This is a genomic window from Rugamonas sp. GW822-FHT03B10 (assembly GCF_058801745.1).
Map to the genome: position 1 here is coordinate 172,116 of NZ_JBXANP010000006.1, position 16,125 is coordinate 188,240.

General features: G+C 66.4%; 13 protein-coding genes. 10 read left to right on the top strand and 3 right to left on the bottom strand.

The window, feature by feature from the left end; genetic code table 11:
- Positions 1–21: 21 nt before the first annotated feature.
- Together AC1RQG_RS12280 and nosZ are read right to left on the bottom strand one after the other, a co-directional pair.
- On the bottom strand, positions 22–2,211 hold the full coding sequence (locus AC1RQG_RS12280) for a 4Fe-4S binding protein (protein ID WP_493131948.1): 2,190 nt from the start codon (positions 2,209–2,211) through the stop codon (positions 22–24).
- Positions 2,212–2,256: 45 nt separating this feature from the next.
- Positions 2,257–4,200 carry a TAT-dependent nitrous-oxide reductase gene (nosZ, locus tag AC1RQG_RS12285; protein ID WP_493131652.1) on the bottom strand — a complete coding sequence of 648 codons (1,944 nt, stop codon included), beginning with the start codon at positions 4,198–4,200 and terminating at the stop codon, positions 2,257–2,259.
- A 366-nt stretch (positions 4,201–4,566) separates the two neighbouring features.
- Here nosZ and AC1RQG_RS12290 point away from each other — a divergent pair, with 366 nt between their 5' ends.
- The 7 genes from AC1RQG_RS12290 (at position 4,567) to AC1RQG_RS12320 (ending at position 10,997) form a co-directional block, all read left to right on the top strand.
- Positions 4,567–4,764, top strand: coding sequence for a hypothetical protein (locus AC1RQG_RS12290; protein ID WP_493131654.1), 198 nt, complete (start codon positions 4,567–4,569; stop codon positions 4,762–4,764).
- Positions 4,765–4,888: 124 nt separating this feature from the next.
- A complete protein-coding gene (locus AC1RQG_RS12295; RefSeq protein WP_493131656.1) occupies positions 4,889–5,992 on the top strand; it encodes a diguanylate cyclase domain-containing protein in 1,104 nt (367 codons plus the stop codon).
- A 443-nt stretch (positions 5,993–6,435) separates the two neighbouring features.
- Positions 6,436–7,383 carry a hypothetical protein gene (locus tag AC1RQG_RS12300; protein ID WP_493131658.1) on the top strand — a complete coding sequence of 316 codons (948 nt, stop codon included), beginning with the start codon at positions 6,436–6,438 and terminating at the stop codon, positions 7,381–7,383.
- A gap of 58 nt (positions 7,384–7,441) precedes the next feature.
- Positions 7,442–7,963 (top strand): nuclear transport factor 2 family protein, encoded by a 522-nt coding sequence (locus AC1RQG_RS12305; RefSeq protein ID WP_493131660.1) that lies wholly within the window; start codon positions 7,442–7,444, stop codon positions 7,961–7,963.
- Positions 7,964–7,992: 29 nt separating this feature from the next.
- Positions 7,993–8,964, top strand: a complete 972-nt coding sequence (locus AC1RQG_RS12310; protein WP_493131662.1) for a hypothetical protein — start codon at positions 7,993–7,995, stop codon at positions 8,962–8,964.
- A gap of 19 nt (positions 8,965–8,983) precedes the next feature.
- A complete protein-coding gene (locus tag AC1RQG_RS12315; protein ID WP_493131664.1) occupies positions 8,984–9,736 on the top strand; it encodes a DsbC family protein in 753 nt (250 codons plus the stop codon).
- A complete protein-coding gene (locus tag AC1RQG_RS12320) occupies positions 9,720–10,997 on the top strand; it encodes an MFS transporter (protein WP_493131666.1) in 1,278 nt (425 codons plus the stop codon). Before AC1RQG_RS12315 ends, AC1RQG_RS12320 begins: the two co-directional genes overlap by 17 nt.
- Before the next feature lie 60 nt (positions 10,998–11,057).
- On the opposite strand, the gene rpoD is transcribed toward AC1RQG_RS12320, so the two are convergent.
- The gene (gene rpoD / locus AC1RQG_RS12325) at positions 11,058–13,556 is read right to left on the bottom strand and encodes an RNA polymerase sigma factor RpoD (protein WP_493131668.1); all 2,499 of its coding nucleotides are present in this window, start codon (positions 13,554–13,556) and stop codon (positions 11,058–11,060) included.
- 468 nt (positions 13,557–14,024) lie between these two features.
- On the opposite strand from rpoD, the gene AC1RQG_RS12330 reads away from it, so the two are divergent.
- The 3 genes from AC1RQG_RS12330 (at position 14,025) to AC1RQG_RS12340 (ending at position 16,121) form a co-directional block, all read left to right on the top strand.
- Entirely contained in the window at positions 14,025–14,504 is a 480-nt protein-coding gene (locus tag AC1RQG_RS12330; RefSeq protein WP_493131670.1) for a ProQ/FINO family protein, read from the top strand.
- 4 nt (positions 14,505–14,508) lie between these two features.
- Entirely contained in the window at positions 14,509–15,258 is a 750-nt protein-coding gene (locus AC1RQG_RS12335) for a 3'-5' exonuclease (RefSeq protein ID WP_493131672.1), read from the top strand.
- A 146-nt stretch (positions 15,259–15,404) separates the two neighbouring features.
- Positions 15,405–16,121: a c-type cytochrome gene (locus tag AC1RQG_RS12340; protein ID WP_493131674.1), complete on the top strand. Its 717-nt coding sequence runs from the start codon at positions 15,405–15,407 to the stop codon at positions 16,119–16,121.
- The last annotated feature ends 4 nt before the right edge of the window (positions 16,122–16,125 follow it).

Consider the following 16,125-nt stretch of genomic DNA (forward strand, 5'->3'; position numbering starts at 1 on the left):
TCTCGCCTCGTCTGTGCGTGTTCACAGCGACTCCTGTTCGGCGGCGGGACGCCGCTCCTTCAGGGTGCTGCGCAAACTGTCGAGGGAAATGAAATAACCCTGGTCGTTGATCGGCGTCAGGGCCAGGCCGGCCTTGTCGCGGCGCTTGCGCTCCTTGACCAGCGGCGGGCAGGCGTGGTCGTCGTAGTACATGACCATGCAGTCCAGGCACAACAGGCATTCCATCTGGTCGATCTTGCCGTTCTTGTCGATCGCGTGCGAACCGCAGCCGGCCGCGCAGGCGTGGCAGGTGGTGCACTCGGCCTTGCGCTTCAGGCCGAACAGGCGGAACTTGCTCGGGATCGCCAGGCCGGCGCCCATCGGGCAGATGTACTTGCAGTACGGCCGCTCGCTGATCATGGACAGGCCCAGGATGCCGCCGATGAAGATCCAGAACGGCCACGTGCGGTTCCACACGCCGACCAGGAAGGTGGTCTTGAACGGCTCGATCTCGGCCAGCTTCTCGGCCATCTCCATCGAATAGAACGACACGCCCAGCAGCACGAAGAACACGCCGTACTTGATCCATTTGAGCTTGTCGTGCAGGGCCTTGGGCAGCAGGCGCTGGTATTTCTTCAGGCCGATGATGGCGCCGAATTTCAGGGCCAGGTGCTGCAGCGAGCCGAACGGGCACAGCCAGCCGCAGAACAGGCCGCGGCCCCACAGCAGCACGGTGCCGATGATGAACCACCAGAACGTGAAGATGTACGGGTCCGACAGGAACAGCTCCCACTTCCACTGGTGCAGGATGGAGTGGAACCACGTCATGATCTGGGTGATGCTGGGCTGGGCCTTCAGGTAGAAGCCGAAGAAGCCCACGCTGATGATCCACAGCGCCGTGCGCGGGCCGCTGATCAGCGGCTTGTGCTTGCGCTTCGAGGCGCGCACCAGCTTGTCGCGGCGCGCATACCAGAACGCGGCCGCCGCCAGCACCGCCACGAAGGCGGCGCCGACCAGGGCGTTGTTGCGCCACAGGGCTTTCCAGGCCGCCTCCGGCTGCACCACCTTGGGACGGCCGCCTTCGAGGTAGCGGTCGGCCAGCCAGTACTGCTGGTCGAAGTGGACGAAGATCTTGCCGCCGTGCTCGGTGTCGGGCTTGTTGGCCAGCATGGTCAGCTGCCACGGCCAGGCCGGGTTGAAGTCCTTGGAACGGACGATGAAGATGGCCGATTCCTTGAACTCGGGCACGTCCTTCGGCTCCAGCCGGTACAGGTTCAGGTAGTCCGTGTCGCGGAAGGTGAAGGTGACGGGGTCCTGGCGCACCTGGATGCGGTCGTAGATGCCGCCGCGCACGAAGCCGGAGCCCTTGAACGAGGTCTGGCCCTTGGCGATCAGGAAGATCGCGTGCTCGTCGGGCTTGAGGTCGGCCATCAGGCGCTGGTAGCCATGCTCGCCCAGGATGCTGTTGCCGATGGTGGGCACGTTGAGGTAGCCGAAATACAGGTCCATGTAGGGACCGCCGCTGTCGCTGGCGCCCACCTCGGAGGCCGGCACCAGCAGGTGGCCGATGCTGCCCTCGGCGGTCAGCTTGGCCCAGTCGAGGCGCTCGTTGAGCGGCGTGAAGTGCGCCGGCGGGCGCGCGGCCGTGGTGAAGATGCCGACCTGGCGCCCGATCTCGTAGGCGCTGCGCGAGATCACCTGGTTCTCCGCGATGGCGGTGACGGTGGCGCCGCTGATGGCGTCCAGCCCGACGGCGCCGGTGGACACGTCGCCATGGCCGATCTCGAGCTTGGCGTCGCCCTTGCGGCCCACGTACTGGCCGATGAATTTCAACAGCGCCGACTCGGGAATGCCGGCCAGCAGGATCGGTTCGGAGTGTTTCAGTACTCGCACGCCCGTGATCACGCCCTGGCGGTCCATGCCGATCAGGGTGACGACGGGCTTGCCGGAATAAGCGGGAATGTCGACCACGTCGGTCGAGAGGAACACATAACCCAGCAGCTTCTCATGCTGGTCCGCGCCCTTGCCCCACGCTTCCACGTAGGCAGGCGCGCCTTTGCGCTGCGAAAAGCGCGTGGCCTGCGGCAGCACGTCCGTGCATGGCGCGTAGGCGCACAGATCCGGGCCGTGCAGCATTGCCGGAGGCAGCTCGGCGTCGTAGACCGTGGCGCGCGCCGGAACGGCGCACAGCACGGTCAACAACACGCCGAGCAGCACCAGGCAGTGCCGCACGACGCGGGGCAAACGAAAACTGATTGTCATCGTATGCCCGGCTTCTTACGCTTCCACCAGCAGACGGCTGCGCATTTCCAGGTGCAGCGCGTGGCAGAAGTGGGTGCAGTAGATCCAGAACGCACCGGCATGGTCAGCCTTGAAGGTGACCGACTTGGTCTCCTGCGGGTTGACGATGAAGCAGATGTCGTAGGTCGGGATCGCGCAACCGTGGGTCAGATCCTCCACCTTGTCGTGGTTGGTCAGGATCAGCGTCACTTCGTCGCCCTTCTTGACCTTGATCTCCGGCAGGCTGTAGTTCGGCGCCACCGACATCATGCGCACCGTCACCTTGTTGCCCTGGCGGGTGATGCCGGCGTTCTCCGGTTTCACGGCCAGCGGGAAGTCGTCCATGTTGTAGATCTGGCGCGTCTTGACCACGTCGCGGCGCACGATGATGCCGTCGTGCGGTTCCGAGTACGCGGTGTGGTCGGCGATCAGCTTCATGGTCGAGCCGCTGATGTCGATCAGCTGTTCCGTCTCCGGATGCAGCGGGCCGACCGGCAGGAAGCGGTCCTTCGAGAACTTGTTACCCGAGTTCAGGTACTTGCCGTCCGCTTCCTTGGTCTCGCCCATCGACGCGTAGTTGTGGCCGGGCTGGTAGTGCACGTCCATCTTCTCGACGATGACCTTGGCGTTCTTGTCGCCCTTGAACTGGGCGATGGCCGCCTCCACGTTCCACTTCACGCACTGGCTGTCGAGGAACAGCGAGGTGTAGGCGTTGCCGCGGCCGTCGAAGGCCGTGTGCAGTGGGCCCAGGCCGATTTCCGGCTCGGCCACCACGGCGTCGCGTTCGGTCTTGAGTTCGCCGGCGAACCACTTGAGCACCAGCGACAGGTCGATCACGGTCGCCGTCGGCGACAGTTTGCCCGAGCACACGAAGTATTTGCCGTCCGGGCTGGCGTTCACGCCGTGCGGGTTCTTGCCGACCGGGACGTAGCAGGTGACGGAGGACTTCGGATCCGGATTGGCGGCTTTGCGGCCGTCGACCACGGGCACCTTCGAGCTGCCGATGGTGGTGAACTTGCCGGCCTTGACCAGCGCTTCGATGCGGGCCACGTTGAAGAACACGCAGGCGTCGCGCTCGGCCGACATCATGCCGGTCAGGTCGTGTGCGTTCTCCGTGTTGTACTGGTTGGAGGCGGCCAGCTTACCGTCGTACGAGGTGGCCACCAGGTCCATGTTGCCGTCCACGCGGCACTGCCACTTCACTTCCATGGAGTCGGCGTCCACGCAGGTGAACAGGCAGCCCCATTTGTCCGGGTTGTTCACATCGTGGCCATCGTTGGGCAGCGGGATGTGGAACTCGGCGCCGCAGAACACGCGGGTGGTGTAGTTGATCTTCGGATCGACCGGGTCGCACTTGTCCGGGAAGATGCCGTGGAAGCCCATCACGTTGGGCAGCTTGGTGATCTTGTCGCACTCCATCGTATCCATGCGGATGCGGGCCAGGCGCGAGTGGATCTTGTCGTTGACCCACAGGAAGCGGCCGTCATAGGTGCCGTCCTTGTAGCTGCCGTGCACGTGGTGGGTGTCGCCGGTCTTGTATTCGAGCGAGCCATCGGCCTTGGTGCCCATGATCTTCTTCGATTCGTTGGTGATGCCCCAGCCGAGCATGCAGTCGATGTTGAACACGGGGATGCGCTTGAGCGTACGGCCCGATGGCAGACCGATGATGCGCGCCTCGCCGCCGTGACCGGCGCTGGTGAAGGCATAGTAATCGTCCAGCTGGCCCGGTGCGATCTCGTGGCCGCCGCCGGCCTTGGCCGCCGCCGAAGCGGACGCGGACGCGCTGCCCTTGGGTGCAGCGCCCTCTTCTTTGCAGCCAGCCAGCCCCAGCGTGGCGCCAGCCAGGCCAAGCGCCGCACTCTTGCCGAGGAAACCGCGACGTGCGTTGACGACTTCAGTGTCCAGTTCCTTGCCTGCCTTGTTGCTGCTATCCCTATCCATCTGTTTTTCTCCTGAGTGTGCAAACATCGGTACAGCGGGTTGTCGCGCGACGTACGCGATCCCGTGCCAGCGAGCATTGTCTTGCTTCGGCAGGGCAATCTTGAATGATCTGAGTCAAGGAATTTCCAAGCCAAGTAAAATGCGCTGAGCGACCTGGCCAGTGTAGGGAGCGGCGCATGCCCCCGCTATCGGTGAATAGTGGGTCGGGTGGCTGTCATGGGAACTAGCACAGCTAAGCCTTAGGAACTAGGCGCACGCGTCGGAAGGCCTATTGCGCGCCGCGCCGCGCGTGCCGTAGCATGGCCGCTCGCCTACCGCTCCGACCCACAGGCAGCGCCGGGCGCCATGAAAGAGGAAGTGCGTCTGATGAACGAGCATATACCACGCCCCGGCCGGGAATCGGCCCTGAACATCACGATAGACCGCGACGGCACCCGCATCCACCGCCTGGTCGACGACGTGATCTACCCGGTGCGCGCCAGCCGCGCCATCGCCCGCCGCGATCCCATGGTGGAAGCGTTGTTCGGCGCACCGAAGGCGCGCCGGCCCAACAGCAAGCAATGACGGCGCGCCGCTGACCAGCCCCGCCCCGTCCGGCGCCGCCGCTGCGGCCGCCGCAACAATTAGTTGCCTTTTTGCATGTTCCAGCTCACACTACCGGAAGTGATTTTGTGTGAGATTTGGTATCGTGAAACGATGGGCCCACTATTTGCGTCTTGACAGCGCCACGCTGCTCGAGGTGATCCGCACCCATACGGAAATCGCCCGCTGCGGCCTGGACCTGGGCGGCGTGATGGCGCTCGTGTGCGAACGGGCACAGGCGCTGACCCATGCCACCGGTGCGGTGGTCGAGATCGCCGACGGCGAACAGATGGTCTACCGCGCCGTCTCGGGCAGCGCCGCCAGCCAGCTCGGCCTGCGCATACCGATGGCGGGCAGTCTGTCGGGGCTGTGCATGCGCGCCAAGCACATCCTGCTGTGCGCCGATTCGGAAACCGACGCGCGTGTCGACCAGGCGGCCTGCCGCAAGGTGGGCTTGCGGTCGATGGTGGTGATCCCGCTGCTCCACGACGACGCCGCCGTGGGCGCGCTCAAGGTCATCTCGACAAAGGTCGACGCCTTCCACGACCATCATATGGCGGCGCTGGAACTGATGTCCGAGGTGATAGGCGCAGCCATGTTCCACGCCGCCAGGCTCGAAGCGAGCGCGCTCTATCACAGCGCCACCCATGACGCCCTCACCAATCTCGCCAACCGGGCGCTCTATTACGACAGGCTGCGCCATTGCATCGCCCAGGCCGAGCGCCGGCGGGAACGCTTCGGCGTCCTGTGCATCGACATGGACGGCCTGAAGGCCATCAACGACCGCTTTGGCCATCGCGCCGGCGACGCCGCCATCCGGGCCCTCGCGCAACGCATCGGCGCCACCATCCGCGAGTCGGACCTGGTGGCCCGGGTGGGGGGCGACGAATTCGGCGCCATCCTGTCGCCGCTGCGGGACCCGGCCAACCTCGAGCAGAAGAAACTGGCGCTCGCCGCGTCGATCGCCCACGACTTCACCTTTGAAGGCCGACGGCTGCCGCTCGGCGCCAGTATCGGCAGCGCGATCTACCCGGACGACGCCAACGACCTGGAACCGCTGCTCGAGGTGGCCGACCAGCGCATGTACGCGGCGAAACGCGCGCGCAAGCAGCAGTCGACATCGGCCCCGGAAGACGCCGGCGCGGCCGCCCCTGGCCCGTCCGCGATCTTCAACTGTCTTCATTTTCCAACAGAGCCACAAAAACAATAGCAAATGTAAAATATTTCAGTAAAATGAACTCACAACATCGCAGCAAAGCAACACCACAACAATGAAATCTGCTCGCGCCACAAGCGCAACCGCAGTGCCGCACAATCTCATCGGGAGAAACACATGTTGTTGAGCTTATCGAGTACCGCTTTGGGCACCATCGACGTTCCGCAGCTCTCCCGTCCCCGCAGTCGCCCCCAACGTTCCCCCGCGTAGTTCGCTTTTTGCGCCGCCACAAACCATTTAACCCATAAGCAACGCCCATGCTCTTGTTGACAAGGGATGGTGCGCCGCCGCAGCATTTTTTCGTCCTTGTCAACAAACGAGGGCGTTAAAATACACTCACGCTTGTTGACGCATGGCAGCATGCAGACAGCGGAGTAAGAGCAGATTGTCCATCGACAGGACGACTTTGATGTTCCACACCCCACGGAGAAATCAAAATGACTTTGCGCCTCAAACTTACTTTGCTCGCTGCCAGCCTGGCATGCGCCACCGCCGCCCATGCCGGCGTGATCAAGGAGTCGAAGGACTCCATCTTCAAACCGACCGGCAAAGGCTGGGGCGAACTGGACCTGGACTCCATGAGCCACCCGGAGAAGGCGGCCACGCTCAAGGCGCGCCGCACCTCCAACCTGACCTACCAGGGCGGCCCCGTGATGGTGGCACCGACCACCAACGTGTATTACATCTGGTACGGCAGCAACTGGGACGTGGGCAACGGCCCGGCGTCCAAGAGCGTGCTGAGCACGCTGGCGCAAAGCATCGGCGGCTCGCCCTACTTCAACATCAACACCACCTACTACAACGGCAGCAACACCCACGTGAGCAACAGCGTCAAGCTGGCCGGCAGCATCGTCAACAGCGGCACGCTGGGCACCAAGCTGACGGACGCCAACATCCAGAGCGTGGTGACCAACGCCATCTCGTCCGGCGCCCTGCCGCTCGACAGCAACGCCGTCTACTTCGTGATGACCGACAGCGCCACCACGGCCACCTCGGGCTTCTGCACCCAGTACTGCGGCTGGCACACCAACACCACCGTGAGCGGCCAGAACATCAAGTACGCCTTCGTGGGCAACCCGGAAACCCAGTGCCCGTCGTCCTGCGGCGCCAACACGCCGAGCCCGAACAACACGCCGGGCGCCGACGCCATGGCCAGCATCTTCGCGCATGAACTGGAGGAAGCCGTGACCGACCCGGACGGCAACGCCTGGTACTCGCTGCAAAGCGGCATGGAGAACGGCGACAAGTGCGCGTGGACCTTCGGCACCACCTCGACCGCCTCCAACGGCGCCAAGTACAACGTGACCATGGGTGGCCTGAAGTACCTGATCCAGCAGAACTGGACCCTGCAGCCGTCCCAGGCCTGCACCATGCAATATCCCTAAGGTGTAGCATGACGATGGGCCGCCGCGCGCCGCGGCGGCCATACTTACCGGAACTTGTATGCTCAAGTATTTGCCGACCTTGCTCACCGCGCTGTCCCTGGCGCCCCCGCCCGCGCTGGCCGCCGAAGCGCAAAAGCGCATCGTCCCCACCGTGACGCTGACGGTGAAACAATTCTCCGAGCTCGAGGAGGACTGGCTGCAAGCCGTCCGCCAGCACGACACGGACGCCCTGAACCGGCTGGTGGCCGACAACTTCGAACTGCGCACCTCGGCCGCCCCCGGCCGCCCCACGGCCCGCGCCGAATGGCTGAAGCAGGCACAGTCCGGCGCGCCGTTCGAATCGCGCATCGAACAGATGGCCGTGCATGAATACGGGCCGCTGATGGTGGTCAGCTTCCTCTGGAAACTGGACGTGCCCAAGACCTCGCCCCTGCCCCGGCAGGTGTTCGTGATCGACACCTGGAAACAGGGCGACAACGGCTGGCAGGTACAGACGCGCTACGCGGCGCCGGTGCAGGCCGGCGCCAAGGCCGTGCCGGGCGCCGAACCCGGCCCGGCCGCCGTCGACAAGAAGATCTGACGGCGACGCCGCGCCGCGATCAGTCCGCCATGCAGCTCACCACCTATCTCCGCCAGGGCGGCTACGTGGCCGCCGCGCTGGCCAGCGCCGGCCTGATCTGGTACTGGCAGGCCGGCACGCCGGCCGACGCGCCGCAAAGCGGGAGCACGGCGCCCGCCCCCGCCGCATGGAGCGGCGCCATCGGCCCCGGCACGCTCGGCAGCGCGCCCCGCAACGCCGCCCTCGACGTCGACACGGACGAGCCGCCGCCCGATGGCTTCACCGTCAGCGACAGCGGCCAGCTGGCGGCCAACCGCCAGCTGCGCACCAGCTTCGACTACTTCCTGATCCGCGGCGACGGCGCCGACCTCGCGGCCCGCGCCGCGCAACTGCGCGCCTATCTGCGGCAGCGATTGCCGGCCGGCGCCGCCGCCCAGGCCGAGGCGCTGCTGACGCCCTACCTGGCCTACATCCGCAACCACGACGAGCTGCTGGCGCGCCAGCAGCTCACCGTGGCGCCGGGCGCCGTGCCCGACGCGCAGCAAACGGAGCGGCTGGCCAACTGGCAGGCGCAACGCGCGCGGCTGCGCCAGCAACAATTCTCGCCGGCCCTGCAGCGCGCCTGGTTCGGCGACGACGATGCGGTGCTGGCCGACGCCGTGGCCGAACTGCGCGCGCGCCCCGCGACGAACGCGGCCAGCAGCGCCGGCGCCGCCGACGACGCCGAGCCCGACTCCAACACGCTGCGCCAGCAACGGCTGCACGGCGCCACCGAACAAAGGGCGCGCGACGCCGAACTGGCCGACATCGTGCGCGACGCCACCCGCTCCTACGAGGCCGCCGCCGCCGATGAACGGCAGTGGCGCGTCCATTACGCGCGCTTCCGCGCCGCCGTGGCCCAGCTGCAAGGCGACGCCGCCAGCCCCGGCCCGGCGCGCCGCCGCAGCGTCGACGCGCTGCGCACCGAACTGTTCCCCACCGAGGCCGAGCGCATCCGCGCGCGCGCCAGCGGCATCGAATGACCCACCACAAGGACCGCACATGAAGCACACGTTAGCGCTGTTGCTGGCCACCGCCCTGCCGGTGCTGGCCCAGGCCGGCGCGGAGACGCCCACCGAAGCGCGCATCCACGCCCTGATCGAACCGCGCATGGGCGTCAACATCAAAGTCGACGGCGTGAGCAAGACGCCCTACGGCGGCCTGTACGAAGTGCGCACCAACGGCGACGTGTTCTACACCGACGAAAACGCCAGGTACCTGTTCGTCGGCAAGGTGGTCGACACCGCCACCTACCAGGACCTGACGCGCGCCCGCGCCGACCAGCTGGCCACGATACGCTTCGCCGACCTGCCGCTGGAGACGGCCATCAAGACCGTGCGCGGCGACGGCAAGCGCGTGATGGCCGTGTTCGAGGACCCCAACTGCCCATACTGCCGCAAGCTGCACCAGACGCTCAAGCACCTCGACAACGTCACCATCTACACCTTCCTGCTCGATATCCTGTCCGACGACTCGGCCGTCAAGTCGCGCAACATCTGGTGCGCGGCCGACCGCGCCCAAGCCTGGCGCGCGTGGATCGAGGACAGCCAGCCCGCCCCCGCCGCGCCGGCCGGCTGCAGCGCGCCGCACGCGGAAGTGCTGGCGCTGGGCAAAAAGCTGCACGTGATCGGCACGCCCACCGTCTACTTCGCGGACGGCACCCGCACCGGCAGCGCGTTCGACGTGCGCGCGCTCGAAGGGCGGCTGACGGCCGCCCTCAAACCGCGCGCGGCCAGCGATGCCGGAGCGCCCTGATTCCTCACCGCCCGCGGCGGCGGACGGCGGCGGCGGCCGGCGGACGGCCGCGCCGCCGCCGTCCGCACCGCCATCCGCGCCACCAGCCGCGTCACCATCGGGCTGGCGCGGCCTGCATCCCGACATCATCAAACTGGGCCTGGTCAGCTTTCTCACCGACCTCAGTTCGGAGATGATCTTCTCCGTATTCGCCATCTTCTTCACCACCGTGGCCGGCGCCTCCAGCGCGCTGCTGGGATTGATCGAAGGGCTGGCCGACTTCTCCGCGTCCTCGCTCAACTACCTGTCGGGCTGGCTGTCCGACCGTGGCGGCCGCCGCAAGGCGCTGGTGGTGGCCGGCTACGGCTTCTCCACGCTGGCCAAGACCATCCTGCTGGTGAGCACCGCCATCACGGCGTTGAGCCTGTTCCGCGTGATCGAACGGCTGGGCAAAAGCTTCCGTGGTCCGCCGCGCGACGCCTGGCTGGCCGCGATCGCCCCGGCCGAGCGGCGCGGCTACGCGTTCGGCGTGCACAAGGCGCTCGACAAATCGGGCGCCGTGGCCGGCCCGCTGCTGGCCTGGGCGGTGTTGAAATGGCTGGGCGAATCGGGCGACGCCTACCGGCTGCTGTTCTGGATCGCCGTGGTGCCGGCCCTGATCAGCGTCATCGTGCTGGCCAGGGTGGACGAGCGGACCGCCGCGCCGCACACGCGCGAAAGCGTGTGGCAGAACTGGCACGCGCTCAGCCCCGGCTTCAAGCGCTTCCTGCTGCCGGGCGGCCTGTTCGCGCTGGCCTACTACAGCCTGGGCTTCCTGCTGCTCAAGGCGCACGACGTGGGCTTTGGGGTGACGCAGATCGTGCTGCTGTACGCGTTCTTCAACGTCACCTGCGTGCTGGCCGCGCCGGCGATGGGACGGCTGGGCGACCGCATCGGCCGGCGGCGCGTGATCATGCTCGGCTACCTGCTGCATGGCCTGCTCAACGTCTGGCTGGCGCTGGCCCAAGGCAAATGGGAGCTGGTGGCCGCGTTCGCGGTCTACGGTGTGTTCTACGCGATCGACGAAGCCCAGAGCAAGGCCTACGTGGCCGACCTGGAGCCGGAGCGGCGCGCCTCGGCCATCGGCATCTACAGCTTCGTCACGGGCGCGCTGTACCTGCCCGCCTCGCTGCTGGCGGGCGCGCTGTGGAGCGTGGGCCCGGCCTGGACGTTCGGCGCGGCCGCCGTGCTGTCGCTGGCCGCCATCCTCGCGTTCGCAAAAAAAACCGGGGTCAGGTCATGAATTCACGCAACCTGCGTGAAGGCATGACCTGACCCCGGTTCCGGGTCGGGCGGACGACGCTTAGTGCGTGGTCAGGAAGGTCTTCAGCTTGTCCGAACGGGACGGCTGGCGCAGCTTGCTCATGGCCTTCGCTTCGATCTGGCGGATGCGCTCGCGCGTCACGTCGAACTGCTTGCCCACTTCCTCCAGCGTGTGGTCGTTCGACATCTCCACGCCGTAGCGCATGCGCAGCACCTTCGCTTCGCGCGGGGTCAGCGAGTCGAGCACTTCCTTGATCACGTTGCGCATCGAGGCGTGCAGCGCGGCGTCCAGCGGCGCCAGCGTGGTGTTGTCTTCGATGAAGTCGCCCAGCTGCGAATCGCCATCCTCGCCCATCGGCGTTTCCATCGAGATCGGCTCTTTGGCGATCTTCATGATCTCGCGCACCTTGTTTTCCGGCATTTCCATCTTGACGGCCAGGGTCGCCAGGTCCGGCTCGCTGCCCGTCTCCTGCATGATCTGGCGCGAGATGCGGTTCATCTTGTTGATGGTCTCGATCATGTGCACCGGCACGCGGATGGTGCGCGCCATGTCGGCGATCGAACGCGTGATGGCCTGGCGGATCCACCACGTGGCGTAGGTCGAGAACTTGTAGCCGCGACGGTATTCGAACTTGTCGACCGCCTTCAGCAGGCCGATGTTGCCTTCCTGGATCAGGTCGAGGAACTGCAGGCCGCGGTTGATGTACTTCTTGGCGATCGAGATCACCAGACGCAGGTTGGCCACCGTCATTTCACGCTTGGCCTGGCGCGCGCGCTTCTCGCCGGCCGCCATCTGCTTGTTGATCTTGCGCAGGTCGGCCAGCGGCAGCGCCACGCGCGCCTGCAGGTCGATCATCTTCTTCTGCAGCTCTTTCACGGCCGGCACGTTGCGGCCCAGCACGGCGCTGTACGGATAGGCGCAATCGACTTCCAGGTCCACCCAGTCCAGGTCGCACTCGTTGCCGGGGAAGACCTTGATGAAGTGGGCGCGCGGCATGCCGCACTTGTTCACGCACAGTTCCAGCACGGCGCGTTCGATGTGGCGCACCTCCTCCATCTGGCCGCGCAGCGTGTCGCACAGCTTCTCGACCACCTTGGCCGTGAAGCGGATGCCCAGCAGCTCGTTGGAGATGGCCTCCTGCGCCGCCACGTAGCCCTTGGAGCCGTAGCCGCCCGAGGCCTTGCGCATCTTGTCGTACTGGGTCGAGATGACGGCGAACTTCTCCAGCGCCGCCTTCTTCAGCTGCACCAGCTGCTCGGTCGAGAAGCCGGCCGCGCCGCCGTTGGCGTCGCCGTCCTCTTCCTCTTCATCCTCGACGTCCTCGTCCTCGTCGTCGTCCGACGCGGCGGCCGTGCTGACGGCCGGCGCGTTGGCCGCTTCGTTGACGTCGACGAAACCGTCCACCACCTCGTCGACCTTCATCTCGTCCGCTTCGATCTTCCTGGCCAGCGCGACGATCTCGGCGATCGTGGTCGGGCAGGCCGAGATGGCCTGGATCATGTCCTTCAAACCGCCCTCGATGCGCTTGGCGATCTCGATCTCGCCTTCGCGCGTCAGCAGCGCCACGGCGCCCATCTCACGCATGTACATGCGCACCGGGTCGGTGGTGCGGCCGAAGTCGGAATCGACGGTCGACAGCGCGGTGGCGGCGGCCGCCTCCACTTCGTCGTCGCTGGTGACGGTGGCCACGCTGTCGGTCAGCAGCAGCGATTCGGCGTCGGGCGCGCGCTCGTAGATGGCGATGCCCATGTCGTTGAAGGTGGCGATGATGCCTTCGATCGCCTCCGGATCGATGATGTTCTCGGGCAGCTGGTCGTTGATCTCGGCATAGGTGAGGAAGCCGCGCTCCTTGCCCATGTTGATCAGGTTCTTGATCTGCTGGCGGCGGCGCTCCATGTCCTCGGCCGACGCCTTCGGGTCCATGCCCAGCAGGTCGGCGCCGCCCTTGGCCTTGCGCTCGCGGGCCTTGGAGACGGCCTTCAGCTCGGCGCGCTCGACGGCGTTGAGCGCCGCCACTTCATCGTTCTCCGGCGTGAATTCGCTCGGCTTGCGGCCGCGGCGGCCCGGCACCTTCACGCTCGGCAGCAGGTAGCCGGAGGTGTCGATGGTGGCCAGCGTGGCCGCGTCCGTCACCTGGCTCACGGCCGGGCCGGCGGTGACGATCACCACCGGGGCCGGTTCGGCCTTGGCCTTGACCAGCTTGGACTTGGGGGCGGCGGCCGGCTTGGGACCGGCCGGCGCGGCCAGCGAGACGGCGGCCGAGGCGGCGCCGGCCTTGCGGGCCACTTTCACGGTCGGGGTCTTGGCCGGCGCTTCGGCCGCCACGCCCGATTCCACGCCGGCGTCGGCGACGGCCGCCTCAGCGGCGGCCACGGCGGCCAGGCGCGAGCTTTTCTTCTTGACTACCGTTACTTTGCCCGCTGCCTCTTGCGCATTCTCGATGACATAAGATAAAGTCGTCTTCGGCACCACCAGCGGCGCGGAGCTGGTACGGGCGGCCTTGACGGACAACGTTAAAGTTTTCGGCGTTTTTGTCATTAAAATTCTCTCTATGCGAGACCCATGGGCCCATACACCAATGCCATTGGCCGGCGCTCACCGCATGCGGTCCGCCTGGCTGAGCAATGTTGTATAAAAGTTGACGATGAAGCTGCGGAATAAAAAAAGCCCGCTACCTGAAACGGGCTTCTGTCTATTTTTCAGTGAAGAATAGAGGAGAGGGCAAATTATGCCGTATCGCGAGACATCAAGATAATTGATAAATCAAATATCCGTCATCTAAAAACCACATAACAAGGGCTAGCGCCCTGTTAAATCTTCCTGTACCAAACTGAAATCGCACCACCCTGCATTTGGTGCGTCAGTCATTATACAAGGTTTGGCGCGTAAAAGCACCTGCCGCGTCCGCACGAAAAACGTGGTCGAAATGCCATGATGGCCCAAAAGGCACTGCATTGATGGGATACGCATGATATGCTGGCGCCTCTCGCTTTAACCTATGATTCGATGAACACTAGCCTCACCCCCCAGCCGCCAGCCGGCGACGTTGAAACGACCGCCGCTCCGAGCGCCGCCGCCGCCGCGCCGGCGCAGTCCCCGCGCAACCTGCTGAAGAAACTGCAGACGGAATTCCCGGCCTTCCGCGATTTCCTGCCGCTGTCGATCGGCATCGACAAGCAACTGCTGGCCCGCATGCCCGACCTGGACCGCAAGACCATGCGCACGGCGCTGGGCATCCACACCGGCTCGCTGCGCTACCTGAAAGTGATGGAAAAGGCCAAGGTGCGCTACGACCTGGACGGCACGGCCGGCGCCGAGGTGACCGACACCCACCGCGCCCACGCCACCCAGGTGCTGCAGGAACGCTTCAAGAAGGAAGCGGAGCGCAAGAAGGCCGAACGCGCCGCCGCCGCCGCCGAGGAAGCGGCCCGCGTCCGGACCGAGAAGCTGCACCAGCTGACCGCGAAATTCTCGCGCAAGGGTTGAGTTGATGCCGGAAGCCGTGCCGGCCGGCGCGCCCGAGGCGCCCGAACTGCCGCCCTACCTGGGCATCGCGCTGCGCGACGTGCGCGTGGTGACGACGCCGGCCCAGGCCGAACAGGCGCGCGCCGACCTGCTGGCCTCGGACGCCATCGGCTTCGACACGGAATCCAAACCCACCTTCCTCAAGGGTGAGAAGTCGACCGGGCCGCACCTGATCCAGCTGGCCACCGACCGCATCGCCTACCTGTTCCCCGTCGGCGCCCATCCGGCGCCCGAGGTGCTCGAGGTGCTCAAGGCCATCCTCGAATCGGACCAGACCATCAAGGCCGGCTTCGGCCTGTCGGACGACGTCAAGCGCCTGCACGCGAAACTGGCGATCCAGGCCGCCAAGGTGCTCGACCTGTCGGTCGCCCTGCGCACGCCGGGCCAGCGCAACGACCTGGGCGCCAAGACGGCCGTGGCCAAGTTCTTCGGCCAGAAGCTGCAGAAGTCGAAAAAAATCTCCACCACCAACTGGGCCACGTCGCGCCTGAACGAAAAGCAGATCCTGTACGCGGCCGACGACGCCCAGGTGGCGCTGCGCATCTTCCGCCACTGGATCGCGCAGGGGGGCAAGGTTCCGCCGTTCAAGCCGCCCAAGCCGCCACGCCAGCACCGGCCCGGCACCCGCCGGCCCGCCACCGCGCCTGCATCGGCGCCGGACAGCGCGCCGGCCAACGCGCCGACAGCGGCGGACGGCCAGGCCGGCGAGCACTGAACGCCGGCGCGCGCGCCGGCCGAATTGCGGCGCCGCGCCTGTCATTATCCGGCGACACGGTATATGCTTGCCAAACCGCCAAACTTGTACGCGGCGGTTTCCCGCAACGTTTACCCGCGGGGTTTTCCCGATAACCGGTATAGCCCATGTCCAAACCCCTGACCGTGGCGCGGCGCGCCCTGCTGACACTGGCCCTGGCGCACGCCTGCGCCATGCCGGCGCGCGCCGCCACGCCCGCCACCCTGCCCGACACGATGGAGCAGCGCGTGGCCGCCTGCACCGCCTGCCATGCCGCGAAGGAGCGCGGTGACGCCTTCTTCCCCCGCATCGCCGGCAAGCCGGCCGGCTACCTGTACAACCAGCTGGTCAACTTCCGCGAGGGCCGGCGCCGCTATCCGATGATGACCTACATGGTCGAGCATCTGCCGGACGCCTACCTGCGCGAGATCGCGCAGTACTTCTCCGAACAGCACCCGCCCTACCCGCCGCCCGCCGCCAGCACGGCCAGCGCCGGCACGCTGGAACGGGGCCGCACGCTGGTGCGCCATGGCGATCCCGCGAAAAAGATTCCGGCCTGCGTGGCCTGCCACGGCGAGCAGTTGACGGGCGTGGCGCCGGCCATCCCCGGCCTGGTCGGCCTGCCGCACGACTACATCAACGCCCAGTTCGGCGCATGGCGCAACAAGGTGCGGCGCGCCGCCGCGCCCGATTGCATGGCCGAGATCACCAGCCGCCTGTCGGACGCCGACGTGGCCGCCGTCTCGTCCTGGCTGTCCAGCCAGCGCGCCGATGCGGCCATCCGCCCCGCCACCACCATCGCCATGCCGATGCCGCTCACCTGCGGCAGCGTGCCGGCCCCGTGACCGT